Genomic DNA, 24906 nt, shown 5'->3' on the forward strand with positions numbered 1-24906 from the left:
GTTAAAGCATCCCACCATCGATGAGCACAGCTTGACCGGTCACGAACGACGCTTCGTCCGAAACTAGAAACGCAACATATGGTGCGATCTCTGCGGCACTGGCTTGACGCCCGAGAGGGATCGCGCGGGCAACGTGCGCATCGACGGCGCTGCGCCCGCCCATAAGGGCTGTCGCCGGATCGTTGAATGCGGTGTCCACGAAGCCTGGGCACACGGCGTTAACCCGAATGTTGAAAGGGGCAACTTCCACCGCCAAAGTGCGTGAGAAGGCAACGCACGCGCCTTTCGAGGCTGCATAGAGGCTTACGCCCGAGCCTCCCTTGATGGCGGCCCCAGACGCCATGTTAACAATAGAGCCATGTCTGCTCTTCTTTAGGGCGTCGAGCGTGTAGCGCACGGTGAGGAACTGAGACCGCACATTGGTGTCGAAAACATTGGTCCACTCGTCGTCGCTGATGGCCTCAACAGGCCCGACCCGCATGATGCCCGCAACATTGACGAGAACGTCCAGACCTCCCAATAACTCCAAAGCCCTGCCGCAACCGGCAGCGACCGCCTGACTGAGGCGGATATCCATCTCCACGAAGGTCGCGCAGCCTCCCGCATCGCGGCACCGCGCGACGACTTCGGCGCCCCCGGAAACGTTGACGTCGGCCACGACAAGCGCGGCTCCCTCTTCGACCAAGCGCAACGCAATTTCTTTGCCGATGCCGGACGCTCCGCCGACAACGAGCTCGCGACGTCCTTCCAGCCGGCGGAGCGGCCGGTTCTTTACGAAAGTTTCGTTCATTTATCTCACCGAACCTTTCGGCGCGCCGGCGCCTTGGGACGCCCCCTCGCCTTTACGCAGATATGTCTGGTACCGCACAAGGGTGCGATCCGTGCTATTTTGCCAATGCTCGCCAATCACCTGCTCGAGCAAGATCATGTCGCCGCTTTCAGCGGTCCGCAGAAGGTTGTCGTGTTCAGCCAGCGAAGCGCTGACATCGGCGCTACTGTTTGGCACGTAAACCGAGACGATTTGAGCCTGTGCGAGCAGGAAGTCGTATAGCTCTATCAAGCGCTGATTATTGCAAGCCACGACCCAAAGCCGATGGAATTCGAGATCCGCGTCGCGATAACCGTCCGCGTCGCCCTTGGCGACGGACTCCCTGCATCTGTCGAGCGCCGCGCGGACCTTCACCAACATCTCATTACTCAGAGGGGTCGGCCCGCACAGGCGGACAGCCGCCTGCTCCAGCGCGCCCCGGACAGCCATGATCTCCCGTACATCCAACTCAGAAAGGCGGGTTACGAAGTGACCGCTGCGTGGCTTGATCTCGACAAGGCCGCGTTCGGAAAGCTGCTTGAGCGCCTGTTTGACCGGGGTTGCGCTCACGCCGAAGCGCTGCCCAATCCCGTCGACGTCCAGTCTGCGACCTGGCTCGAAGCCGGGAGCGATCTCCGTGATCATGCGCTGGAGACGCAGCGCCAAGGTCTCCGCAATCGTCACGTTGAGTTTTTCATCAGGGATCACGACCATACTTTCCAGTTGTTTGAATGGCCGCGGTGTGCCACGTCGCGCCCATTCAAGTCACCACTCGGCCATCAGCTAACGGCTCGAGTTTGCCGGCACGTTCCAGAATCGCCCAGAAGGCGTGATCGGCGAAGTTAACCACCGTGTTCTCCAGGCTGCGCATGATGAAGTTGCCTTCGCGGGAATGCGCGCCGGCAGTATGCGCGACCGCTTCGGGAAGGCCGACGGTGAGGCAAATGTGGACGCCGTAAAGGGAATGACGAATGGCCGGATAGCCCGAGGCGGCAGGATTCTCGCGCCAACGTTTCTGGTTGGCAGGGCTGTATTCGTAGGGCTTGCCCACGTCGTGGCATAGAGCGCAAGCGATCAGGAGGTCGCGGTTGATGCCGCAGTCGCCGACCACCGCCTCGAGCTGCTCGGCGAGGCCGATAGCCATTCGCGTCACGCCCCGGATGTGATGGGTCTGGGTGCCGCCGCGAAGCGGTGAGGTGTCCGGGCCGCCTGATCCGAGGATCTTGTCGACTGAGCTGAACTCACTCTGCGACAGGCACAGGGCCCAAGCCTCGACGACTTTGTCGGCCAGGTCCTTGTCGGAGATCATCTCCACCTCAGGGAAGCTTTTTCTTACACCTGCGCGCAAATCATCCATCGAAGCCATGTGACTACCCCTCATTGACCGTGGCGACCATCTCGATCTCGATCGAGAACGGACCTGCGAGCTTCACGCCAAAGGTCGAGCGGGCAGGCAAGTGCGCCGTGAAGTAGCTCTGATACACATCGTTAAATTCGGCGAAGTTCGCGACATCGGTCAAGAACACCGTGACCTTCACCACGCGGTCCAGGCTACTTCCCGCCGCATCCAACACAGCCTTGAGGTTGTCCATCACCCGCCGGGTTTCGACTTTGATCCCTCCCCCGACGAATTCCCCAGAATCTGGATCAACTGCCACCTGACCGGAGGTGAACAGAAACTCGCCATATCGAATAGCTTGCGATAGGGGCACATTTGGCTTGGGAGCGCCACTTGTGCTGATGACCTGTAGTGATGAATTGCTCATGCTTCTTTCCTGTTTTGCAATTGGTGTCGTGAGGCGGCCACAGTGCCTGGAGGCGCGGTACCAGCACGGCGACCACACCATTCCGGACGACCTCGGAGACGCGGATCTTGCGACGCCGAGTGAGTTTGTCCAGCGTGGCTCTGGCAAGTCGAGGTGACATAAAAAGCTTCCCTCTAGCGACGTCCGCGTGGCCGCCCCTCACGTCCGTGGGCGCCAGGGAGTATCCCCGCGCTCCGGTCGAATCTTGCGGTAAACTAAAATCTGAAATTTCAGACTTTAAACTGCGCTAGCGCTATGCCATTGTCAACCGCGATACGACCGCACCTAGTCTGCGCGTCGAGATTCGTGAGCTCAGAGGCAGCATGACGAACCACCGACCGACCCTTAATTCTGCAAACGAGCCCGTCGGGACCAGACCCGTGGTGGCCCAGTTGCAGCCGATGCTCGAAATCGTCGAGAGGCAGCTAAACCAGCACTTCCATGTGCTGCGGCTGTGGGAACGGCCGAAACTCTCCAGCGAGGAAGCTTCACTCGTCAGGGGCATTGCGTCAGGCGGACATACTCAGGTGGACTCCGGCTTGCTGTCAGCCCTTCCCGGACTCGAGATCGTGGCGAGCTTCGGCGTCGGCTACGATCACATCGACGCAGCCGCAGCGGCTGCGAGAAGGGTCATCGTCACCAACACCCCTGATGTTTTAAGCGGCGAAGTCGCCGACCTTGCGATAGGACTTCTCATTGCAACAATCCGGCAGATACCCCAAGCACAGTGGTACCTCCGACAGGGCCAGTGGGACAACGGCCCTTTTCCACTCAGTGGCAGCCTGCGTGATCGAAAGGTTGGCATCCTTGGACTAGGACGTATAGGAAAGGCCATCGCGCAACGCTTGGCGGGTTTTGAACTCAGCGTGTGTTACCATGGACGTTCCGCGCAGAACGACGTCGACCTTCCCTTCCATCAGTCGCTAGAGAGCATGGCAAGAAGCGTGGATGTCCTCATTGTGGCCGCACCGGGCGGCGCCGATACCCTGCACATTGTCAACCGGTCGATCATCGATCTGCTCGGGCCTGAGGGCGTAATCATCAATGTCGGGCGTGGCTCTGTCATTGCAGAAGCCGACCTTGCCGCAGCTCTGCGCGAAGGGACCATCGGCGCGGTAGGCCTCGATGTCTTCGAAAATGAACCCAAGGTCTCTTCTGGCCTCATCGAGCATGAACGTTCGGTGTTACTGCCGCACGTCGGGTCAGCATCGATACGGACGAGGAATGCCATGGGGCAGTTGATGGTGGACAATCTCGTCTCATGGTTCGCCGGCAAAGGGCCCGTGACCCCTGTCAGGGAGTCCATGCTGCTGCTTGAGAATCCCGTCATGGAGCCTTCGCAGGAACACACGCGATGACGGCACACGTCTTACCCAACCCACGGATTGTGGTTATGGGCGTATGCGGTAGCGGAAAGTCTGCAGTCGGCGCCATGCTGGCCCACAGCCTCGGCGTACCGTTCATTGAGGGCGACACGCTCCATCCGCGTGAAAATGTCAGCAAGATGAGCGTTGGCACGCCACTGACCGACCAAAACCGGTTGCCCTGGCTCAACAGCATCGGGCACCGTCTGTCAACGGCGGACAAAGGTGTGGTCGTCTCATGTTCCGCGCTGAAACGAGATTATCGGAACCGGCTGTGGCAGCAGGAAGCCCGGTCTCATTCATCTTTCTTGACGGAAAGCGTGACCTTCTCCTGGAGCGAATGAGCCACCGCAAGGGCCACTTCATGCCGCAGTCGCTGTTGGATAGCCAACTCGCAACTTTAGAGGTTCCGGTCAATGAACCGCGTGTGTTGCACACCTCGATCGACAAGGACGTTGCCGCAATTGTCGCGGAAAGCGTCCTTTGGTTGGGGCACCGCCTGAATTCAGATCAGCCCGGATTCTAGCGTTTCAAGCTACCTTGCGCGGACGACTTCAAGATCGACATTGTTGGCGCCGACATCGCATGGCCATCGGTCGCATCACGTGCGCCAACCCCCTCGCCTCTTATTGTAACGAAGATCCGCACGCTGCCTTACGCTATCCCGCTTGACAAAAGTGCAGGAAAACGGCTATGAAAGCGCTCGCGCAAGCGCTTTCATCTAACTTAACGGGAGGAGAAGAGATGGAAAACGAGACTGACCATGTTTCGGTTGATACCCTCGATAGCAACGGTATTTCACGCCGTCAGTTCGTCCAACGTGCCGGCATCCTTGGCGGCTTGGGACTCGTCGCGCCATGCCTGAGTGCATATGGCGAAAGTCACGCGGCCGAGGCGGCAGATATTCCCCAGCCTTCCAACAAGGATGACATCGTCGCTGCCATCCGGCAGGAAGGGTCTCTAGTTGTCGCCAACTGGACCTACCGTGCCCACCCGACTGTCATTCGGGAGTTCAAGCGGCACATTAAGGACGGATACGGCGTCGACATCGACTTCAGTATCCTGGAGTCCCAGGACCCAGCGACGTATCTGACACGGTTGGCGAGTGCGCTGCGTGCGGGTAGCCCCTCGCCGATCGACGCGTTGACAATCGAGGAATACTACCTCGAGCAGGCGATCCCTAAGGGGTTTGCTCAGAAGTTCCTCCCCTCGCCGCTGATCCCGAACGCCCAGCTCGTCGACCCTGCGTTTCATCGGGAACCCTACGCCATCGTCTGGCAGTACGCGGCGCCGGGGATCGTTCGTGCGCCAAGTCGCGCGACGTTCCTGGCCGACTGGACTGATCTGGCCGATCCGCGGCTCAAGCAGCGCCTGGTGGTAGGCGAGATCGGGACGCCAACGTCACTTGGGCTGCTTCTTGGACTTAGCTGGGCGCTGAAGCTCGACTATCGCGATCAGGGCCAGATGCGCAAGGTCATCGACTACGCGGTCGACCAGGTTGGACCGAATGTCTTGAAGTACACCAGCGACACCTCAGAGAGTCAGGAGCTTCTGCGCTCTGGCGCCATCGACGCACTTGCTGCCTGGAATCCGCTCGCACGGTTGGAGACACTCAACGGGTACCCCACCGAGTTCGTATATTCAAAGTCCGGCAACGTCTTCATCAACGGCGTGGCGTGGATTGCGAAGGGTGCTAAGTCGCCAGTGCTCGCGCAGTTGTACATCAACTTCCTGCTGAGCCCCGAGCGCCAGCTTCCCCCCGAGAGCTGGGGCCTCGATAAGGGCCAGTGGATTGAGTTGCACGAGGGCGTACTTGGTTCGGAATACCTGAAATACATCCCGGACTGGATTAAGAGCGACTATGATAAGTTTTATCCGAGCCTGGATAAGATCAAGGCTGGGTTCAAGCCGATCGACTGGAAGGTCGTGAGTGCCAACGAGCGCGAATGGGCCGATTACTATCTGCAGAGGCTCGGTCGGTAAACGGGGTTCCATTGTCTGGAAATCAGGACACTCAGCGCATGGTGTCGGGGGCGTGGCTGGTCGCGCCCCTGACGTTGGTTGCGTGCGCACTGCTTGTCGTCCCGATGGGGGTGATCCTTTGGATCAGCTTTACCGCGCATGACAGCTTTTTCTTCGATCGCGTATATACCTTCGAGAACTACACCGCGATCTGGCAGCGCTATCTGCCGTTGCTGTGGCGCTCGGTTGTCAACTCCGCTTTGGCCACCGCGATCAATCTCGTCATCGGGGTGCCATTCACCTACGTGCTCGACCGCCACATCCGCTACCGGGGCGCAGTGATGTCCGCGCTGGTATTTCCTTTGTTCGGCGGCCTTTACCTCGCATACGGCCTTCGAAGTATTGTCTTGCCCGGTGGCCTGCTCGACGCGCCGATGGAATGGTTCGGCATCAATGCCGGCGACGTGATGTACACCCGGCCGATGGTCATCGCCGGCCTTGCTCTCTTCACGTTCCCGTTCATGGTCCTCAACGTCCACTCTTCGTTGCAGCGCCTTGAGCGGACCCAGGAGCAGGCGGCCATGATCCTCGGAGCCGGGCTCGCGCGGCGCTGGCGCAAGATCGTGCTGCCCTTGCTGCGTCCCGGGATCGTTGCCGGCGCGCTCATCTGCTTCTCGTTGTGCATGGGTGAGTACGCCATCCCGGCGCTCCTTGGGGGACCCAGTGACCAGCGCGTCTTGTCGGTCGTGATTGCCCAGCGCGCCACCTCGTTGCAAGACTTCGGGCTCGCGGCTTCGATGGCGATGGTACTCTTAGTCATCGCACTGCTCGTCACGTATGTCTTAGCCAGAATTTCCGCGGGGCGGGGTCAACGATGAGTGCTGGTACTGTCATACGCGAACGACGCGTCGCCAGCACTTCGGCTTTCGCGGGCGTGGGCCGTCGGATCCTCGCAGCCGTCGGTCTGCACGGGTTCGTTATCGCCGTCTCGCTGCTTTTCGTCGCGCCTTTCATCGGAATGGTCTTCCGATCCCTTCGTTCGTCAGTGCAGGCGGATGCGACGTGGGGGGTTTCCGGGTATACGCATTTGCTGGGCACGTTTGGCACGGAACTGTGGACGAGCGTCAAGGTCACCGCAGCGGCCGTGGTAATCAACTTGATCCTGAGCATTCCGGCCGCGTACGCGTTCGCCCGGCTTCGTTTCCGCGGCGCGACCTGGCTGCTATCGGTCCTCACGGTCGCGCTCTTCGTGCCGCCGGTCGTCTACGGCCTCGCGCTCCTGGTGACCTACGACTTTCTCTACAAGGCGATGGCCGGGTCGATGCTCGGCCTCATCGCGGCGATGGTTGTGGGCACGTATCCAATCATGCTTATGCCCCTTATCACGGTGGCCAAGTCGATCCCCGTCTCATACGAGCAGGCCGGACGAACGCTCGGTGCATCCAATTTCCGCGTGTTTCGTCGCGTCGTCCTGCCGCTCATGCGTCCTGGTCTGATCGCCGGCGTGCTTCTGGTGTTCGTCATTGTCTGGAACGAGTTTCTCGTTACCCTCTTCGTTTCCGGGCAAATCATCACAGCGCCGCTGCTGCTGTACTCACAGATCTCCTACCGGGGCATCCAGCCTCCCACGGCAGCTCTGGCGGTCTTCATGCAGTTCACGTCGTTTGTCGCCATCGCCATCTTTCTGGCCGTCTTCGGCCGCCAACTCGCTGCAAAGGACCATTGATGGCCAACATCGTGCTCGATCGCGTGTCGGTATCCTATAAGGGCGCAGCAGCGGCTTCCCTTCAAGAGACTTCGCTTGTCGTGAGCGACGGCGAGTTGCTTTGCCTCCTAGGCCCGAGTGGCTCCGGTAAGTCGACCCTCCTGCGGGTTGTCGGAGGTATCCAAACACCTACAACGGGCGACGTCTGGTTCGGCGACGTGAAAATGACCCACGCATCGCCCGCGGCTCGCAATGTCGGCTTCGTGTTCCAGGACCTGGCGCTGTTCCCGCATCTCACCGTCGATGAAAACATCGCATTCGGTCTTGATGCGCGGGGATGGACCCGGGAGGCCCGGCGCGCGCGCGTCGCGGAAATGCTCGCACTGGTTTCGTTGCCCGGCAAGGGGCGGCGTTACCCGGGCCAGCTTTCCGGGGGCGAGCGTCAGCGTGTGGCCATCGCCCGCGCGCTGGCCACGGATCCGGCCGTGCTGCTATTCGACGAGCCGTTGTCGGCATTGGATCGGCGCCTTCGCGATACGCTGAAGTTAACCGTTCAGGAGGTTCAGCGCGCGACCGGCAAGACAGCGATCTACGTAACGCACGACCAGTCCGAAGCGTTCGCTATCGGCGATCGGATCGCAGTGATGAATGAGGGAAAGGTGCTGCAGATTGATCGGCCTGAGCAGATCTACCTCGCTCCCACAGAAGCCTTTGTCGCAAATTTCGTGGGTGACAATAACCAGCTCGAGGGTCGCGTTTTACGCGGTGGCCCGGCCGGGTCGCCGGTATTGATCGAGCTCAAAGACGGTCGCGTTACGACGCAAGCTAATCGCGCTTGCAGCGATGGGGACTGCGTCGTGCTGCACGTTCGCCCGGAAATGGTCCAACTGGTCCAGCATGGGGCGGGGGACGACGCGCCCACGGGCTTGGTGGAACGTAGTATCTTCTCAGGCGCCCGTCGGCAGGTTTGGGTTCGGTTGGGTGGTGACCTGCAGCTGCTCATCGACATCGGCTTGCACGAGCAAGACTGGGTCGAGGCAGGCGCTAAAGTCCGAGTCGGCTTCGAGCGCGTGGCGATCGTACCAGTGACGGGTAAGGTCGCGAGTGACTCCTCGACTGGACACATGACGTGAGTTTACCTCCCGCCTTCCACAACGCAGGTGAGGATCGTTCGCGCAGGGATCGCGCGTTAAACGTGGAGGTGGTTCGATGAGAACAAGGGACCGGTCTGCTGCTCTACCGACTATGGCTGATGTGGCTCGCGTGGCGGGTGTGTCCTTGTCCACGGTCTCGCACGTCATCAATCAGACGCGCTATGTGAAAGGAGATACGACCGCCCGCGTCCATTCTGTGATGGCCGATCTCGGATACGTCCATAACACGCTCGCTCGGTCGCTCGTTACCTCCTCGACGAATACGGTTGGGCTCTGTCTTTCGTTATCGTCAAACCCATACTGGACAGACCTCGTCGCGCTCCTTGAAGACGAGCTCAAGAGGCGTGGTTACCTCGTGCTGCTGGCCGAGACGCGCGAGGATGCCGATGCTGAGCTCGAGGTGGTCCAGAGCCTCTATCAGCGACGTGTAGACGGGTTTCTTGTCGCGCCTGTCGCCGGCTCCGACCGCAAAGCGCTTCGATGGCTGAATGAGCGCCGGATTCCGACGGTGCTGATTGATCGTATGCCATGCGAAATGTTTGACCAGGTCGGTCCTGAAAACGTCGCTGGAATGAAGACCCTCGTTGAGCATCTCGCCAGTCACGGTCACCAGCGTGTGGCCATGCTCGCCGCTTTGACAGGGGTAGCCACAACGATTGAGCGTGTCCGCGGGTTTCGCGATGCTGTGGATGCGCTTGGCTTGGACGACGATGCGTCGTTGGTGTGCGATGGCATCGATACGCGCGACAAGGCCTACGCTGCCGTGCGGGCACTGTTCACGCTAGATCGCCCACCAACCGGGCTGATCATAGGCGACAACCGAATGGCGCGAGGTGCTTTGGATGCGGTGCGCCATCTCGGTCTGCGGGTGCCGCACGATTTGGCGATTGCAGTCTTCGACGACTTTGAGTGGGCCGACATGGTCGAGCCTCCGCTGACCGCGATGCGGCAGCCGATAGACGAGCTCGCGCGCGTGGCGGTTGACCGGTTGATGGTGCGGATAGCCAATCCCAACGGCGAGCCTCACTCCAAGCGTGTGATGCCGGCACTTGTGCGGCGTGCCTCATGCGGGTGCACGTTCGTCCTTGCAGCATCCTAATCCGCTTAGTCTAGTCTAGACCGAACTCGCGGCCATTTCTGACCGCTGCCGGTAGCATCTAGCTACAACCCAACTAACAGCCGTTACTTCCTCCGCAAGCTGTTACGTCGGAGACCGCCAGGGACTTGGCCCGCATGGCGGTCTCACGCGTATTCAGAAGTTTCATGCAGCCGCGCGGCGGCTTTTGCCCGCCGTTCGATTTGGGCCTACTTCGGCGTCGAGCTTGCAAAGACGTTAACGATGACGGCGCATGCCAGGCGGGCGGTAATCCCGCTCGGATCGTACACAGGCGCCAGCTCGGCGATGTCAATCATCGCAGGATTGCACTGGCCGACGAGGCGGGCGGCAGCAAGCAACTCCCGTGAGGTGAACCCACCTGGGACGGGGGTCACGACACCCGGCGCGTAGGCCGGATCAACACCGTCGAGGTCAAAGGTGGCGTAGAGTTCACGGTCTTTGGCCCCGATCTCTTCTAAGGCCTGTTTAACTACCTCGGTCACGCCCCTCTCTTCGACGTCGTCCATGCCGAAGATGCGGATACCGTGCTCTTCGGCATACCGCGACCACGCAGCCGGGTTCGGTCCACCGCGAACACCGACAATGGCGATTCTCGAGCCGTCCATGCCGGCATCGATCGCGCGCGCGATCGGCGTTGACGCGACCGGATTGTCGCTGACGTCGGTGTCGAGATGTGCGTCGAACGAGATCAGTGCGCTCTTAGCGGGCTGGTGGACCTGCGCAAACCCGGCGAAGCCACCAATGGTAATAGAGTGATCGCCACCAATGAGCACGGGACGTGCCCCCTGCTCCAACAGCGCCTTGGTTGCCTGCGCAATCTGCGCTTGGGTCAAGTTAGGATTGGAGATCTCGATCCGCACGTCGCCGCAGTCGACGAGACCGCGATCGCGTACCAGATCCACGCCGAACCGAAAGTCCGGGCCGACGAACTGAGATGATGCATCGCGCACCGCTCGTGGCCCCCCGCTGGGACCCGGGCGATAGCCGTTGCCGCCGTCGAACGGAACGCCAAGGACGGCAATTGCTCCACGCGCGACACCTCCTTTTGCTACATCGACCAGCGGGCCGCTGAAGAACGTCGCCACTCCACCGTGGATAATGTCGCGCATGTGGATTCACTCCCCTTGATTTCATCGTGTCGGCCTGGATTCATAGAATCGCGTAGCCGCACCATCGGGCTAAAATTCGCCTACGAAAGCGCTTGCGTAAGCTGCCAGAAGCCACCACGGGTGTCAACCTGTTGGGGCGTCGTTGTGCCGCCAAGCGGTGCTGTGATCATTATCGACCAGTTGCTGCGCCAAGGTTTGCAGACGGTGACCGCCTTCGGTGTGCTCGCCGATGTTGGGAGCGGTTATCCGATGCTGCTCACCGAAATGACCATCCTGACTGCGCTGCGCACCGCCGCTACTTCCGCTGTCGCGGCCAAGTATCTGGCACCGGGCGACGCTCGCACCATGGCCATCATCGGCAATGGCGCCCAGTCGGAATTCCAGGCAATCGCCTTCAAGGCGCTGACCGGTATCGACCGGCTCAGGCTCTATGATATCGACCAGTCAGCCTCGCTGAAATGCGCGAAGAGCCTGGCTGGCATGGGATTCGATATCACCATATGCGGGACCGGGCAGGAAGCGGTTGAAGGTGCCGGCATCATCACGACCGTTACCGCCGACAAGCAGTGCGCCACCATTCTCACCGACAACATGGTCGGTTCTGGCGTCCACATCAACGCCGTCGGCGGTTGCCCCGGAATATGAAAAGGCCGGCTATACCCCGCCTTCCCTTTCAAGACAGCCTGGCTTCCCCAACAATTCGCGCGGGCTGCTGCATCCGCTGCTCAAGCCGCGCGGTCGAGCCCTGTGCTCGCCCACTCTGATCACGCGGCGTCAGACCACCCTGGACCTATCGCGTCCATCCGCTGTTGACAGAAGCCAGGGAAAAAAGAGTCAGCCAGCTTTGCTGAGGCTGCCAGCCGAGGACTTGCCGGTGCGGCGGTCCTGTTCGATTTCATAGTTGATCTTCTTCCTTTGTAACAATTGCAATGTGGGCAGGCCCTCAGGCCAGTCCCGATTCATAACCGAAACTTTGGCGGTAGGCGCAGCAAAAACGAGAAATTTGCAAGCCCCGGTTTGACCGGCGGCGGCAACTCCTCATGGACCGTCCAGCGTCCGCCGGTAGAGGCTCACAGCGACACGCTTTACGGCCCCGACGCGATACCCGAGACGGACGGGGCTAGAAGGGCAAGAGCTACCAGCCACGGCGACGAGAAGTTGATCGCTTGGGGCAAATGGCCTGGACGACGACGCTATCGGACGGTTCGGGCCTCGCCGGTTTAGATGGAAGCTGGCCGTCGGCCTTCCCCGCGGCAGGTCCACCCGGCCCAAGGGACAAATGACTTTTCGTGAGAGGTGGTCCTATGCAAAAGCCACACGTGCGCAGTAGATGTCCACCCGGCCGGAAAGGCCAAGAGCCTCTAGGGAATCGACATTGCCGCTGCTCCCGCCTTTGATCCGCCACCTCAAATCACCTGACCTGTTTGGCAGCCTTGACCGCCTGCAGGCGCTTGGCAAACCAGTCAGTGAGCGCACATTTGAGGTCCTCAACCCGTCGACGGGCGAAGTGCTGGCAGAGCTTCCCGACATGGGCGTCGAGGAGACGCGGGCTGCGATCGACAAAGCCTATAGTGCGCAGCCTGGATGGGCGGCATTGACGGCCCGTGAACGCAGCGACGTTCTGTGGCGCTGGCATCAGCTGATTATCGACCACGCCGATGACCTTGCCGCGATATTGACGGCGGAGATGGGTAAGCCCCTTGCCGAAGCAAAATCGGAAGTGTCGCATGCTGCAGCCTATCTGCAATGGTACGCCGAGGAGGCCAACCGCATCTATGGCGAGACCATCTCCGCGCCATCTTCGGACCGTCGCTTGCTGGTGATCAAGCAGCCGATCGGCGTCGTCGGCACGATTACGCCATGGAATTTCCCAGCGTCCATGGTGGCGCGCAAGATCTCGCCGGCCTTGGCGGCGGGCTGCACGATCGTGCTGAAACCCGCTGAACAGACGCCGCTCGTTGCCGGCGCAATGTTCGCCCTTGCGCATCAGGCTGGCTTTCCCGAAGGCGTGGTCAACCTGATCTACGCGTCTGACGGCGATGCCGTCGGGCGCGAACTCTGCACCAACCCCAGGGTCCGCAAGATCAGCTTCACCGGCTCGACCGAGGTTGGACGGCTGCTCATGCGCCGGTGCTCGGACCAGATCAAGAAGGTCAGCCTCGAGCTCGGCGGCAATGCGCCTTTCATCGTCTTTGACGATGCCGACGTCGATTCGGCGGTCGACGGTGCGATCCAGGCCAAGTTCCGCAACGCCGGCCAGACCTGCGTTTCCGCGAACCGCCTCTACGTCCAATCCGGCGTTCACGATGAATTTGTCGACAAATTCGTGGAGCGGGTTCGCCAGCTTCAGGTTGGTGACGGTTTTGATCCAGGTGTTGCCATCGGCCCGCTGATCGATAGGCAGGCGCTCACCAAGATCGAATCGCATATCGCCGATGCCGTCGCAAAAGGCGGCGTAGTTCGCTGCGGGGGCGAACGAATTGGCAAGGATGGCACATTTTTCCAACCGACGGTCCTGACGGAAGTCTCCAGCGAGATGACGATTGCGCAAGAGGAGACATTCGGACCTTTGGCCCCAACCATTCGCTTCGACGATGCGGATCAGGTCGTGCGTGACGCCAACGACACGATCTACGGCCTCGCCGCCTACTTCTATGCCTCGAACTTGCAGCGTGTCTGGCGTGTGGCCGAGGCCTTGGAATATGGCATGGTGGGCATCAACACTGGACGCATGTCATCGGAAGCGGCACCCTTCGGCGGGGTGAAGCAATCCGGCATCGGGAGGGAGGGTTCCCGCCACGGCCTCGAGGACTACCTTGAAATGAAATACCTCTGCATGGGCGGCATCTGAAGCATCCGCTTGCGAATTCGCGTATTGGCCGCGCAAGCGATCCTCGAATATATGAAGCAGGTCGCACCTCGATGGCGGCGGCTGCGGACCCGCTAAAACCGTCGCGTTCTTCACCTTGAGGTCAGCTTCGCGCCGACGCCGCCGTTATGCCGCAGTCAGGCAGACGGTCGCCTCGAGGTGAGCGCGGCCGTGCAAAGCGTCGGGATACCGAACCTGGACAAACGTTCACACCATCGTCTCAGCCCAACGGCTGTCCCGGCGATGGTCAGTCAGCAGTTCCTGCGCATCCCAGCGTCTTAATCGCTGCGCAGAATCCTTGCTTCAAGCGCAGCTGCCACGAAAGCTCTTCGAGCAGCCGCTGGATAAGCCTCACCGCGCAATACCTGCAGACAGGCATCCATCGCGGCCTTCCGTTTCACGGTCTGACGTTGAAGGTCACGTAACAAGATAGCGGCAGCATCATTGACCTCGAACACGATCCGCTCTGAGCTGTGTTGGCTAAGCCGAACAACGACTGGCCTTTCAAATCTGCTCAAGCCGGTCATCCCGCCGCTCCTGTGAGGCAAATAGCCTCGATCGCACCTTGGCCAGGCCGAACGGATCCGCTGGTCGCAGAACTGGCCCCTCGCGATCCATGTGCGGTATCTGATTCATGATGGGATTGCGCCGCTAATGTCGAGACCTGCTTCTGCTTTCGGCTATCCCTTAAAATCTCAACACAATACCCCCCTCGGCGTGCCCCGGTGCCAGATGCTTATACCTGCACTTTGCCACTGCCCGACTTGCAGGCAGCAAGCCATTGCATGGCGGAAATTGCATCTTCCAATATGGCTGCCCGTTTCGCAAAGCCGAAAAAGGCATTGCGCGCTACGCTTACCGGTTTTCGCCCGTCATATGCGTCATAGCAGGCTCGGAGCGCGGCTTCGTGGATCAGGTCCCGGCGATCTTCTGGCCAGTCATTGAGGAAGTCGACAGCGTCCGCAAGGCTGGCAATCTCCTGCACGATGTAGGTTGCACGCTTGACGAAAACCGGGCTGCTGGAAGCCTCAGGGTTCATTGGTTCCTCCCTACCTACTGAAACGACTGGTCCGCGTGAACAGGCGCTTCATCGACACCCGCCGACGATTGCAGAATGTGTTGTCAGAGCAATGACGGTTCAAGAGGAAGGCAGCGGCCTTGGTAGGCTAAACCTGCCGAGGCTCCAGAACCTCGCAATGAGGATGCGATGATCAGGCTTTGTCGGTCTGTGTTGTCCTGACAGTGTGTCGTCGTACGGGCGCGTCCGAGACCTCCGACTGACAGCCCCAGGCGCCACCTGAAAGCGTCGCCACGATCGGCAGCTCTGGCCGGCATACCGCGCCGCAGATCCATCAACAGCATGATCGGTCGCTTGTAATCGATTCCGAAAATGCGTTGGACGCGTCTGATGCGCTCGGGAACATGGAAGTATGGATAGGAGGGGCCACCATCTTCATTGCATCCTGAATCTCCTGCGGCTTCGCGATGGGCCCGGCCAAGGCGACTGCGTGGGTGAAATGATCGTCATGACGATCATGCTGACAGCAGGACAAAAGATCCGAAGCTTAGACCCAGGCGCCGAAGGTGAGCAGCTTTCGTCGTGGCTTGGACGGCGGCAAAGTCTCCGAAAACCTTTGGAGAATGCGTGGCGGCGGGTGGACGACGGCGTGCGCTCCGCCTAGAGGACATCAGCAACTCCCCTAAATCCGCGAGAGCACCATGAGGCAGCCGCAGCGACCCTTTGTCGTCGAGATCAAACAGAAGCGTGGGCTGGTGAAGCGGCCACTGTCCATCTGGGGCGGCATTGACCTGGCCGCCATCGCGAACGACGTCGCGGAAGCGAAGGCGGAAGCCGCGATCGCTGAAGCGCCGCCGCCGCCGCTTTTTACCGAAGATGTTCCTCCTCAGCCCATGCTCACCACCGGTGAAACAGTATCCGACGCCAAGGGCGTCATCGTGCCCGATGAATCGCTTCCCAAGCCCCCGACGGTTGAGGAAGCGCCGATGCCGGAAGCATCGAACGCACAGACTGAAGGCAGACGAACCCGCAAGTTAAAGCGGTGGGAGAAAGATGTGCCTTTGCCGCGAGGTCAACGATGGAAGCGGCGCCTACCTTGGGTGCTCCGCCAAAGCCGGGCCTAGCGGTAGGTCGACTGCTCCAGGATCGAAGCTGCCCTGTTGGACTACTCAGGAGAGACCTGCAGCGCATCCAGGTAACGAAGATGCTTGAACCGTACCGTAGAAGTAGCCGGTCAGCCGCTCTCGGATTTGGGCGCGAGAATGAAATCAAAGACGGGCTCAGGCAGTAGGTCGGGCGCCGACTCTCGCAAAACAGCCGGGAAAGTTGTGGCCGCCTCGGCTTCGACCGCGAGCGCGGCGGGTGTCATCCCGATTGCGACCTCAAAGAGCCTGCTCGGCAGAAGCGCCACCTGACCAAAGAGCGCTGCAGCCCTTGCGGCATGGCGCACGGCAGCGGCCCGCTTTCCCTCGCAGATCTTGAGCCCGGCCGCCGCCAACAGGATCAATGCCTTGAAGAACAGGCGATGCTTGGCGCTTTGTTTCGCGGCATGCCATAGAGGCTCCCAAGCCTCATGAGCTTCCCAGTAATAGCCGTGGTTGAAAAGGTCGATTCCCCGTCGGAACGCGTTTGAACTGAGTGATTCCTCGACCGTAACAACGGTCACCGGGTCGCTTTGGTAACTGTGACCCAAGGGGTCGCGAACCGGATGTGGATGTTTGCCAGGCAGGTATGCGTAGCCCGGGAAATTCTTTTCAGGCAGCAGGCGAGGACGTGACATAGGCCCCAAATTCATGAAAGCGTGTTGGTGGCAAATTCCAGATGAAGCAATCGCTTGCGCCAGAGTGCCAGCGGTAAAGAAATATCTTGCGCTGCCCCGACAAAATGCGCTCATGGGCCATACCTCCACGGGCACGTGCGCCGGGAGGGCACCTCTAACGCGACCGATAGACCGAGGAAGGGCTCAACCCAATGAGCAGGGTGGCGCGCGAAGATGCGAGTCCGGCTTCGTCGGCGACATTTGCGCCGCTTGAGAATGCGACCTTTCGTTCGATCTGGCTTGCCACCCAGGTTGCCAGCCTTGGCTGGCTGATTCAAACCGTTGCCATCAGTTGGCTGATGGCGACCATTTCGACGTCGGACGTGATGGTCGCCTTGGTGCAGGCTTCCACCACACTGCCCGTATTCGTCCTGTCGATCTTCGCCGGGGCCCTGGCTGACAACTATAGCCGCCGCAATCTCATGTTCGCCGGCTGGTGCGCGATAGCGTTATCCTCGGCGATGCTGACTGTTCTTGCGGCGCTGGGGATTTTCAATCCATGGATGGTTCTCGCCTTCAGCTGTTTGGCCGGAGCGGGCGCTGCTTTCACCGATCCTGCTTGGCACGCGTCGGTGGGCGATATCTTGCGAAAACGCGAAGTCCCAGCCGCGGTCACGCTCATCTCGGTTGGATACAACGCCATTCGAAGCGTCGGCCCGGCGCTCGGTGGCATCGTGGTTGCCTCCTTTGGACCACTGACGGCTTTCGCTGTGGCGACACTGACCTATGTAGCGCTGCTGTGGACCATAGGGCGCCGCAAATGGGATGTTCGCGCTTCACCTCTCCCGCGCGAGCCATTGACCACTGCCATCCATGACGGGGCGCGCTTCACGGCCCTGTCGGCGGAGATCAAGGCGGCAATCGCGCGTGGAGCACTTTTTGGCCTGACCAGCATTTCCATACTCGCGCTCCTGCCTCTCGTCGCCCGTGATCAACTAGGCGGAGGACCAATCGTTTATGGTGTCCTGATGGCCGGCTTCGGGACGGGCGCCTTGTGCGTCGGCATTTGCAACAATGTCTTGAGGCGGTCGCTGTCCCAGGAGCGGCTGACAACACTGGCATGCATTGCCTGTGCGGCGTGCTGTCTATCTCTTGCTCTCACTACTTCAGTGGCGGTGGCGGCTATTGCGCTGGCGCTCGGCGGCGCGGGCTGGGTCGTCACCTGGACGGGGCTCGACGTGAGTGTCCAATTGGCAAGCCCAAGGTGGGTCGTCGGTCGCACGCTCTCGATCCACTATGCCCTCTCGTCTGGCGGTATCGCGGCCGGCAGCTGGCTGTGGGGCTCAGTGGCTGAGACCTATTCGCTTACCTTGTCCCTCGAGGTTTCCGCTGGAGCGCTGGTAATGGTCGCGGCCACCGGCTTCCTGATGCCTATCCGTCAATGGCAGGACTCTGATCAGGATCCTTTTGGCTTCGAAACGCCACAGCTCGCTCTCGACCTGAAGCCGAGAAGCGGGCCGATCGTCGTCAAGATCGAGTACTCAATACCGGAGGCAAACGTCGAAGCTTTCCTGGACCGGATGCAGGAACGACGGCGAGTGCAAAGCCGCGTCGGTGCTCGGCACTGGAACCTCCAGCGCGATCTTCAGGATCCTTTGCTTTGGACAGAAACCTTCCGCACGCCGACCTGGATGGACTATCTGCGCCTGAACCATCGCCTGACGGCGGCGGACAAAGCGCTGGACCAACATCTGCTCGAATTGAACATGGCAAATCCGCCTCGTACCAAGCTTTCGATTGAACGACCGACTGGGGCAACCCGCAAGCGGGATCAATCTACGCGATTTTTCTTCCGGCTGTGATCGCAGGCTCTGGGTTGGTAGGGCTTGAGGAGGAGGCGAAATGAGCGGCTTGGTGAGATTTGAGAGGCAAGTCGTGGTCCAGATTGGCCGCCACAGCCCAGAACGTGCCGTATTCGATGTCAATGATGCGGCCGCCATCTTGCTGCAGGTTTCTGGTCGTCAGACGGAGAAGCGCAGGGCAGCGATGGACGCCTGTTTGAAGGCACTACGGGGTAAGGCTCATCCACCCGCCGCCCGAAGGGCCTTCGTCGCGGCCGCGCGCGAAGCAAATATCCTACGCGGCGATTAAAGGTCAAAAATCGTATCGTTCATCAGTTCCTCCATTAGCTGAACGAGCGTTTAAGACGTCGAGCCCGCGTCGCCCGACGCTGACCGAAGCGGCGAGAAAATATGTAAAGAGCCGCTTTGGCTGACAAGAATGCACCGGTCTACGTCTTCAGCAACGCCCGCAAGCAGCGTAAAGTCTTCGCCCGAAATCAGGTGGTATCCGATCTCCAGGGTGAACGCGCCGCTGGCCGCCGGGCCTCAGGCTCTGCTGATCAAGGGCGGCCACGCATCGGGACCTCGATCGACCGACATTCTGTTACTCCGCGATCAACAACCGATCCGCTTCGACACGCCGCGCCTCGCCGCATTGATGCGCGGGACGGGTTGTATGCTGGCCGGCGCGATTGCGGCGCACTTGGCGCACTCGCGGCCCCTTGAAGACAGCGTGCGCGAAGGCAAGCTGTTTGTGTTCGAGAAGCTCTTGAAGCATGCAGTCACATGACAGCGAGTGACGATCGGAAGAGTTGGACTAGCGACGACGCTTCTCCAACGAAAGCGAATTAAAGCGCTTTGCAAGAACTGGAAGGGCTGCAGTTTTCTTTTTTCGCGGTCCACTGAAAAGTCTTCAGCCTAAACATGACTATTGTGGTTCGCCTGTCGTATTTCCGAACGCCATTGCACGGTAAAGTGACTGAACCTCGTCGCTTGCATGGCACGGAAGGCCAGGAGGCCATCGTACAAGCTGAGGCACCACAAGATGGCGTAGACCGTCACGCTCTTCAAAAAAGAATATTCGGGGGATCGTCATCATTGATCCGGCTGCCGGGAGGCTCGGGCAGCTGAAAGAGGGCGATGGCTATGATATGGTCAAGGACGGGATGGCAAGATTTGCGTCAGGCACCTGCACGGATCACTTCTCAAAAATGGCAGGCCGGTCCCGGCATCGAGACGCCGTCGCGAGATTTTCGAGGTGGCGGTAGCTTCGCTGTCTGTTGTCCGCAGGGCGAAGTCCGTAGCAGATGAGTGTGCGCTAAAAGGCATAGCCGCTTCCGCAAAGCGGAGGCGGCTACAAAAGCGCAATCGATGCGAATTTCGTGACGATCACCGTCGTGTCCTTCAGCAGGATTTTGCGGAATGCCGCCTTTCCGCGCGTGCTGCGGCTCAGACTGCTCGTCGGTAAGTCCAGAGCTGTGCGGGCGGGATGTTGCGGACGACGAATTCATAGTGAGACACGACGTAGCGGTCGGGCATTTTGATCACCGGCGACAAAGGTCCGTAGGTGATTTGGATCACGGGCCTCCCGCGAGGAATTCGGGCGAGCAAATCCTCGAGCAACGCAATGCGCTGTTCCATTGGAAAGCTCAACAACGGCACCGCACTTATCACACAGTCGAATTGCTCCCCGCTCCGATCGGCCAGCACTTCCCCCAGCGCGAACGCATCGCCCAATCGAAAATCCACGCCCGGAAGGGCTCGCGTCAGGCGCTGATAGAAATCCTTGGAATATTCGACCGAAATCAGCTGATGCGGCTTGATGCCTCTTTGCAGGATTGCCCTGGTGATGACGCCAGTTCCCGCGCCAAGTTCAAGAACCGGCAATCCGGATGCCGGGTTAATCACGCTTGCCATACGACGCGCGGCATGAACGGACGTTGGCATAAGCGCACCCACTCGTTTCTTGTCCTTCTGCCAGCCCTTGAAGAATTGCACTTCTTCTTCGAACTTCCTGCCGAGGCGCTCCTTCAATCGAAAGACCATATCCACTCCCTGCTACGGCTATTTGTCTGGGTCATTCTGCCGAGGCGCCTTTGTACAAGCCTTGCGGCATTTTCAATCATGCGGCATTGGCTGCCGCGAGCAACTCGCCTTTGCGCTGCCCGGGAAGAACTCCGACGTTATCGATAAGCCGCGTCCCGCCGAGCCAGGCGGCGACGATCAGGCGGGCCGGTCGATCCGCGGCGGAAAGCGGCGACAGGTCATGGTCTGCTCGTAGCTCGAGATACTCGACCTCGTCGTAACCGGCAGCGAGGATCGCTTGCCTGGCCTCGGCAAGCACAAGCTCCGCCGGCGCTCCCGCCGACAATCGCCCGGCCGAGGTGGAGAGGACTTCGGCGAGCCTTGGCGCTGCCAAGCGCTGTTCGGCCGAGAGCCTGACATTGCGCGACGACATCGCCAGGCCGTCGGCTTCACGTACCGTTGGACATGCTACAATCCCGATCGGAATCTCGAGATCGCGGACGAGCCGGCGAACCACGTGCAGTTGCTGGAAATCCTTCTCGCCGAAAAAGGCGAGATCAGCACGCGTCTGGATAAAGAGCTTGGCGACGACGGTTGCCACGCCGTCGAAATGGCCGGGACGGAACGCGCCGCACAGGCCCCTGCTCACCCCACTCACCGAGATCGTAGTGGCGAAACCTTCCGGATACACGTCCGCTGCATTTGGCGCGTAGAGCAGATGAGCGCCGAGCGGCGCAAGCTTGGCGGCATCGTCATGCTCAGTGCGCGGATAGGCCGCGAGATCGGCCGCGCTGTTAAACTGTTTCGGGTTGACGAAGAGCGTCACGATAACCCGGTCGGCCTTGGCGAGCGCGGTTCGCACCAAGCTCAGATGGCCTTCATGCAAGGCACCCATAGTCGGCACGACAGCGACCTTCAGGCCATTCTGACGCCATCCGGCCACAGCCATGCGCAACTCGGCGACGGTTCGTGCGATCGGAATGGTCATCCGGCTTCTTCTCCATTCACGGACCTTGGCGCATCGCCGAAGACATGGTCGGATCCCGGAAAGCGGCGGTCGCGCACTTCCTGCGCATAGGCCGCAATCGCCTCCCCGGCGATCTCACCGAGTTCGGCATAGCGCTTGACGAATTTGGGCCGGAAGTCGCCGAAGGTGCCCAACATGTCGTCGACGACGAGAATCTGTCCGTCACAGGCTGCCGAGGCGCCGATACCGATCGTCGGGATCGCCACCTCTGCGGTGATCCGGCGGGCGAGCGCCTCGGGGACCTTCTCCAGCACCACCGCGAATGCCCCCGCTTCGCTCACGGCACGCGCGTCGGCCCCGACGCGCTCCGCATCACCGCATCTGCCTTGCACGCGGTAGCCGCCGAAGATATTGACCGCCTGTGGCGTCAAGCCGACATGGCCCATGACCGGCACGCCGCGTGTGGCCAAGAAGCGGATCGTCTCCGCCATTGCTTCGCCACCTTCGAGCTTGACCGCCGCGCAGCCGGTTTCCGCCATGATACGTGCAGCATTGCGGAAGGCCTGCTCGGGGCTTTCCTCGTAGGAGCCGAACGGCATGTCGACGACCAGCAGCGCCTGCTCCAGGCCACGGCGCACGGCCTGGCCGTGCGTGACCATCATCTCAAGCGTCACGCCCAGCGTCGACGGCAAGCCGTGGAGCACCATGCCGACGCTGTCGCCGACGAGAACAATGTCACAATGCCGATCAACGAGTTTTGCGATCGGCGTGGTATAGGCCGTCAGGCAGACGAGCGGCGTTCCGCCCTTCCGCGAACGAATATCCGGCGGTGTGATCGCCCTGGTGTTAGCAACCGCACTCAACAAGGGCTCCTTCCCCAACGTTACCAACCATGGGTGCCGCGTTTGGCACATTTTTGTGCAGGTGCGAAGAGTTAAATTCGCGATGCGCGTGGTGTTGACGGGCCACAGTCATCGTCAGAATCAATCAAATCGGTTCAGCTGCTTCAGCAGCGCACCTGCCAACCAGCCTAGGGATCATGGCCATCAGGCAAAGCCAACCAGGAAGGCAGATCGGGAGGCAAGGCGAACGACGTCAAAGCGGTCCTGATCGCCGTCGTGGTCGCCCTGACGAATGGTGAGCCAGGCATGCTTACCATCGGGCAGGCTAATGCTTTGCCATACAAGCGCGCTGGAGCCTGAGGGACTCATTGCTCAGTGCCCGATAAAGCGCTGCAGACGCAGGATCCAGCGCGTTGGCTGCGGTCGGCAGGCAGAGGGACGACCGACGAGCGGACGTTCATCGAATGGCGAGTCATTTTGACGACGCCAAAGGCGACGATTGGGGCCCCATCGGTTCGAACCCGTGGCAGCAGACCCATATTCGAGACTGCCTTTTTATGCGACTATCGAAGCACAAACATAGGACTGAAAACGTCTTTGCTCTCCGATCCAGACGTCAGCCTCGCGCCGAGGGACGGCGATCAGAATCGCGGCGTTGAAGGTCTTGATTGGGGCCGTGTATGGACGGCTCTCCGTTGGCAAGGGGTTCTATTTGAGCGCTCTGCAGTTGCTGGTTGGTGCGGCCATGTATCCGACCTGTAGGTGCGGCGCTTCATATATGCTGCTGGCCATAATGCCATTCGCGCGGCTCAGGTCCCGATCGAAAGCTCGCACTCGAAGGTGCACGGCCCAATTGGGTTCTCCTGATCCGGCGGTATCAACCGGCTTTTTGCATTAGCTCACCCCAAGACCCGCCCACGGGTCAGCTTCCTGCGGGGGACATGGCGTTCGCGCGTCCCGCTTTTGAAGTACCGCTCCATTGCGAGACGCCCAACGCTCCAGGCCCTCAAGGACTCGCAGAAAGCGCTACGCACCGGCGAACTCGTGGATCGTGAAAGCCGCCAGGTCATCCGCAAAGCGATCGGTGGCTATCACGAGCTCGACGACGATCAGGCATGGCTTGAGCTCGGCCACGTTGACAAGCAACTGCGGCAGTTGCGCACCCAGCTTGAGCGAGGCCTCAGAGACAAGATCATCCAACGGGTCGACGGCTACCTCGACATCCAGGACGGAGCGCTTGCCCGCTATCTCGAGGAGCTTCGCCAGCAATGCGTCGATGACCTCAGCGGATAAGGTTCAACAGCACCTGCTGGACCTCGATCCTAATGCAATAGAAGCCAAGGAGGGCGCCGGAAGACGTGCTGCGGCTTTCAACCTCCCCCATTGAACATGACATGGTTGCAGTGGCAGTAGCCGACACCGGCGCCGGTTTAGCGCCGGAGGGACGTGACCGCCTGTTCCCACCCTTCGTGACCACCAAAGCCACCGGCATGGAGATTGGTCTGTCGATCTGTCGGCGAATGGTCGAGTCGAGGGGGCAGTTGTGGGCCGAGCACAACGCAGGAGGCGGGACAGCAACGCTGCAAAAAGCCGCGCCCGCTTGATTAGCATCAAGGACGGGCTGGAGAAGCTAATCTATTCTTGTGGGCTGCTTGGCGCATGATGCGCCATTTCGAACCGCTGCAAGGGTATCTGCATGAGTAATATCAATCGGAACATGATTGCCGTTGTGGACGATGACGAGGACGCTCAGAAGGCGCTCAACTTTCTTCTCGATGCGCTCGGGTGGTCTGCGGAAGGCTTCTCTTCAGGCGCGGACCTCCTCAACGCTGAGCTGGAGAATTTTGACCATATTATCCTAGATCAGCATATGCCCAGGATGACCGGCTTGCAGCTAATGAGCATCCTCCGCTCGTCGCAAATCAATACTCCGGTCATGTTGATGAGCGGCAATCTGACCGACGAGGTGGTCGCGGCGGCCGAAGCCCTTGGCGCCAAAGTCACCGAGAAGCCACTGAGTCTGGAGGTCCTTGCCGCGTTCCTTGACAAGGAAGAAATGTAAGTTGCGCTAGCGAAAAGTACGGCCCCCCTGGCAAGGGCAAGCAGCCGAGCGGATCGAGGCGGCCGGCGAGAAGGAGAACGAGCAAGGCTGCTCCCACGGAACGTCTGGCAAAGACTGTCAAGCGTCGGGCCAACCGGGTGCACTGCCGTCGCATCTTCCTCGTGTCGAGATGGTCGTCGACATCGAGGACCATGCCTGCCCGTGCTGCCAGAATGGCCTGCATCGGATCGATGAGGACGGGAGCGAGCGGCTCGACATCGTGCCGGCGCAGTTGCGTGTGATCGTCGTGCGCCGGCCCAAATATGCCTCGCCTGCGAGGATGCGGTGGTTCAGGCTCCGGCGCCGGCCCGGCTGATCGAAGGTGGTCTTCCGACCGAAGCGACGGTCGCCCAGGTGCTGGTCTCCAAAGCGCATCATCCGTGACGGTGAAGCAAGTGGCCGAGCCGGCGACATCGCTAAAGCCTACACCGTACTTGGGTATTCCGATGCCGTTAGCCCG

At 60.4% G+C, this 24906-nt stretch carries 25 protein-coding genes and 4 pseudogenes; 16 read left to right on the top strand and 13 right to left on the bottom strand.

Features of this window, described 5'->3' with window-relative positions; translation table 11 throughout:
* Position 1 precedes the first annotated feature (1 nt).
* From AC56QX_RS36370 to AC56QX_RS36385, 4 genes are read right to left on the bottom strand one after another with little or no spacing between them, the layout of a single operon-like run.
* Positions 2-790 (bottom strand): SDR family NAD(P)-dependent oxidoreductase, encoded by a 789-nt coding sequence (locus AC56QX_RS36370; protein WP_497118672.1) that lies wholly within the window; start codon positions 788-790, stop codon positions 2-4.
* The gene (locus AC56QX_RS36375) at positions 791-1516 is read right to left on the bottom strand and encodes a GntR family transcriptional regulator (protein WP_497118673.1); all 726 of its coding nucleotides are present in this window, start codon (positions 1514-1516) and stop codon (positions 791-793) included.
* Between the two features lie 52 nt (positions 1517-1568).
* Positions 1569-2174, bottom strand: a complete 606-nt coding sequence (locus AC56QX_RS36380; protein ID WP_497118674.1) for an HD domain-containing protein — start codon at positions 2172-2174, stop codon at positions 1569-1571.
* A 4-nt stretch (positions 2175-2178) separates the two neighbouring features.
* Complete coding sequence (locus AC56QX_RS36385; RefSeq protein ID WP_497118675.1) at positions 2179-2574, bottom strand: Rid family detoxifying hydrolase; 396 nt, start codon at positions 2572-2574, stop codon at positions 2179-2181.
* A gap of 440 nt (positions 2575-3014) precedes the next feature.
* Between AC56QX_RS36385 and AC56QX_RS36390 the strand changes: the two genes are divergently transcribed.
* The 7 genes and pseudogenes from AC56QX_RS36390 (at position 3015) to AC56QX_RS36420 (ending at position 9897) form a co-directional block, all read left to right on the top strand.
* Positions 3015-3971, top strand: coding sequence for a 2-hydroxyacid dehydrogenase (locus AC56QX_RS36390; protein ID WP_497118865.1), 957 nt, complete (start codon positions 3015-3017; stop codon positions 3969-3971).
* Positions 3968-4503: pseudogene (locus tag AC56QX_RS36395) on the top strand (gluconokinase). The gene AC56QX_RS36390 and the pseudogene AC56QX_RS36395 overlap by 4 nt, the downstream one beginning before the upstream one ends.
* A gap of 167 nt (positions 4504-4670) precedes the next feature.
* Positions 4671-5960: an extracellular solute-binding protein gene (locus AC56QX_RS36400; RefSeq protein ID WP_497118676.1), complete on the top strand. Its 1290-nt coding sequence runs from the start codon at positions 4671-4673 to the stop codon at positions 5958-5960.
* Between the two features lie 38 nt (positions 5961-5998).
* Entirely contained in the window at positions 5999-6817 is an 819-nt protein-coding gene (locus AC56QX_RS36405; RefSeq protein ID WP_497118677.1) for an ABC transporter permease, read from the top strand.
* Entirely contained in the window at positions 6814-7665 is an 852-nt protein-coding gene (locus AC56QX_RS36410) for an ABC transporter permease (RefSeq protein ID WP_497118678.1), read from the top strand. Before AC56QX_RS36405 ends, AC56QX_RS36410 begins: the two co-directional genes overlap by 4 nt.
* Complete coding sequence (locus tag AC56QX_RS36415; protein ID WP_497118679.1) at positions 7665-8777, top strand: ABC transporter ATP-binding protein; 1113 nt, start codon at positions 7665-7667, stop codon at positions 8775-8777. Before AC56QX_RS36410 ends, AC56QX_RS36415 begins: the two co-directional genes overlap by 1 nt.
* 145 nt (positions 8778-8922) lie before the next feature.
* A complete protein-coding gene (locus AC56QX_RS36420; RefSeq protein WP_497118680.1) occupies positions 8923-9897 on the top strand; it encodes a LacI family DNA-binding transcriptional regulator in 975 nt (324 codons plus the stop codon).
* 206 nt (positions 9898-10103) lie between these two features.
* Here the strand turns inward: AC56QX_RS36420 and AC56QX_RS36425 are convergent, their stop codons facing one another.
* Complete coding sequence (locus AC56QX_RS36425) at positions 10104-11024, bottom strand: agmatinase family protein (protein ID WP_497118681.1); 921 nt, start codon at positions 11022-11024, stop codon at positions 10104-10106.
* Between the two features lie 186 nt (positions 11025-11210).
* Between AC56QX_RS36425 and AC56QX_RS36430 the strand changes: the two are divergent.
* Positions 11211-11663 (top strand): annotated as a pseudogene (locus tag AC56QX_RS36430) (Rossmann-fold NAD(P)-binding domain-containing protein); the annotation flags it as partial.
* Between the two features lie 195 nt (positions 11664-11858).
* Here AC56QX_RS36430 and AC56QX_RS36435 read toward each other — a convergent pair.
* Positions 11859-11936, bottom strand: a pseudogene (locus AC56QX_RS36435) (cold-shock protein); the annotation flags it as partial.
* Positions 11937-12399: 463 nt separating this feature from the next.
* Here AC56QX_RS36435 and AC56QX_RS36440 point away from each other — a divergent pair.
* Positions 12400-13875, top strand: coding sequence for an NAD-dependent succinate-semialdehyde dehydrogenase (locus AC56QX_RS36440; RefSeq protein WP_497118682.1), 1476 nt, complete (start codon positions 12400-12402; stop codon positions 13873-13875).
* 296 nt (positions 13876-14171) lie between these two features.
* Here AC56QX_RS36440 and AC56QX_RS36445 read toward each other — a convergent pair whose 3' ends face one another.
* Both AC56QX_RS36445 and AC56QX_RS36450 read right to left on the bottom strand, forming a co-directional pair.
* On the bottom strand, positions 14172-14420 hold the full coding sequence (locus tag AC56QX_RS36445) for a DUF982 domain-containing protein (RefSeq protein WP_497118683.1): 249 nt from the start codon (positions 14418-14420) through the stop codon (positions 14172-14174).
* 209 nt (positions 14421-14629) lie between these two features.
* Entirely contained in the window at positions 14630-14932 is a 303-nt protein-coding gene (locus AC56QX_RS36450; protein ID WP_497118684.1) for a DUF982 domain-containing protein, read from the bottom strand.
* A 680-nt stretch (positions 14933-15612) separates the two neighbouring features.
* Here AC56QX_RS36450 and AC56QX_RS36455 point away from each other — a divergent pair.
* Positions 15613-16035 (top strand): hypothetical protein, encoded by a 423-nt coding sequence (locus tag AC56QX_RS36455; protein ID WP_497118685.1) that lies wholly within the window; start codon positions 15613-15615, stop codon positions 16033-16035.
* Positions 16036-16145: 110 nt separating this feature from the next.
* Here AC56QX_RS36455 and AC56QX_RS36460 read toward each other — a convergent pair whose 3' ends face one another.
* Positions 16146-16805 (bottom strand): DUF309 domain-containing protein, encoded by a 660-nt coding sequence (locus tag AC56QX_RS36460; protein ID WP_497118686.1) that lies wholly within the window; start codon positions 16803-16805, stop codon positions 16146-16148.
* Between the two features lie 77 nt (positions 16806-16882).
* Between AC56QX_RS36460 and AC56QX_RS36465 the strand changes: the two genes are divergently transcribed.
* From AC56QX_RS36465 to AC56QX_RS36475, 3 genes are all read left to right on the top strand, one after another.
* Positions 16883-18532 (top strand): MFS transporter, encoded by a 1650-nt coding sequence (locus AC56QX_RS36465; RefSeq protein ID WP_497118687.1) that lies wholly within the window; start codon positions 16883-16885, stop codon positions 18530-18532.
* Positions 18533-18572: 40 nt separating this feature from the next.
* The gene (locus tag AC56QX_RS36470) at positions 18573-18821 is read left to right on the top strand and encodes a DUF982 domain-containing protein (RefSeq protein WP_497118688.1); all 249 of its coding nucleotides are present in this window, start codon (positions 18573-18575) and stop codon (positions 18819-18821) included.
* Positions 18822-19031: 210 nt separating this feature from the next.
* A complete protein-coding gene (locus tag AC56QX_RS36475; RefSeq protein WP_497118689.1) occupies positions 19032-19301 on the top strand; it encodes a bifunctional hydroxymethylpyrimidine kinase/phosphomethylpyrimidine kinase in 270 nt (89 codons plus the stop codon).
* Between the two features lie 659 nt (positions 19302-19960).
* Here AC56QX_RS36475 and pmtA read toward each other — a convergent pair.
* The 4 genes from pmtA to AC56QX_RS36495 all read right to left on the bottom strand — a co-directional run bounded on the left by pmtA (position 19961) and on the right by AC56QX_RS36495 (position 23614).
* On the bottom strand, positions 19961-20557 hold the full coding sequence (gene pmtA, locus AC56QX_RS36480) for a phospholipid N-methyltransferase PmtA (protein WP_497118690.1): 597 nt from the start codon (positions 20555-20557) through the stop codon (positions 19961-19963).
* Between the two features lie 76 nt (positions 20558-20633).
* Complete coding sequence (panC, locus tag AC56QX_RS36485) at positions 20634-21524, bottom strand: pantoate--beta-alanine ligase (protein WP_497118691.1); 891 nt, start codon at positions 21522-21524, stop codon at positions 20634-20636.
* A complete protein-coding gene (gene panB, locus AC56QX_RS36490; RefSeq protein WP_497118692.1) occupies positions 21521-22366 on the bottom strand; it encodes a 3-methyl-2-oxobutanoate hydroxymethyltransferase in 846 nt (281 codons plus the stop codon). Before panB ends, panC begins: the two co-directional genes overlap by 4 nt.
* 1005 nt (positions 22367-23371) lie before the next feature.
* The gene (locus tag AC56QX_RS36495; RefSeq protein ID WP_475461384.1) at positions 23372-23614 is read right to left on the bottom strand and encodes a hypothetical protein; all 243 of its coding nucleotides are present in this window, start codon (positions 23612-23614) and stop codon (positions 23372-23374) included.
* A gap of 89 nt (positions 23615-23703) precedes the next feature.
* On the opposite strand from AC56QX_RS36495, the gene AC56QX_RS36500 reads away from it, so the two are divergent.
* The 3 genes and pseudogenes from AC56QX_RS36500 to AC56QX_RS36510 all read left to right on the top strand — a co-directional run.
* The gene (locus AC56QX_RS36500; protein ID WP_497118693.1) at positions 23704-23949 is read left to right on the top strand and encodes an ATP-binding protein; all 246 of its coding nucleotides are present in this window, start codon (positions 23704-23706) and stop codon (positions 23947-23949) included.
* 92 nt (positions 23950-24041) lie between these two features.
* Positions 24042-24407, top strand: coding sequence for a response regulator (locus AC56QX_RS36505; RefSeq protein WP_497118694.1), 366 nt, complete (start codon positions 24042-24044; stop codon positions 24405-24407).
* Positions 24408-24523: 116 nt separating this feature from the next.
* A pseudogene (locus AC56QX_RS36510) lies at positions 24524-24815 on the top strand (IS66 family transposase zinc-finger binding domain-containing protein); the annotation flags it as partial.
* Positions 24816-24906: the final 91 nt, after the last annotated feature.

Source organism: Mesorhizobium sp. RCAM 06353 (assembly GCF_059683585.1).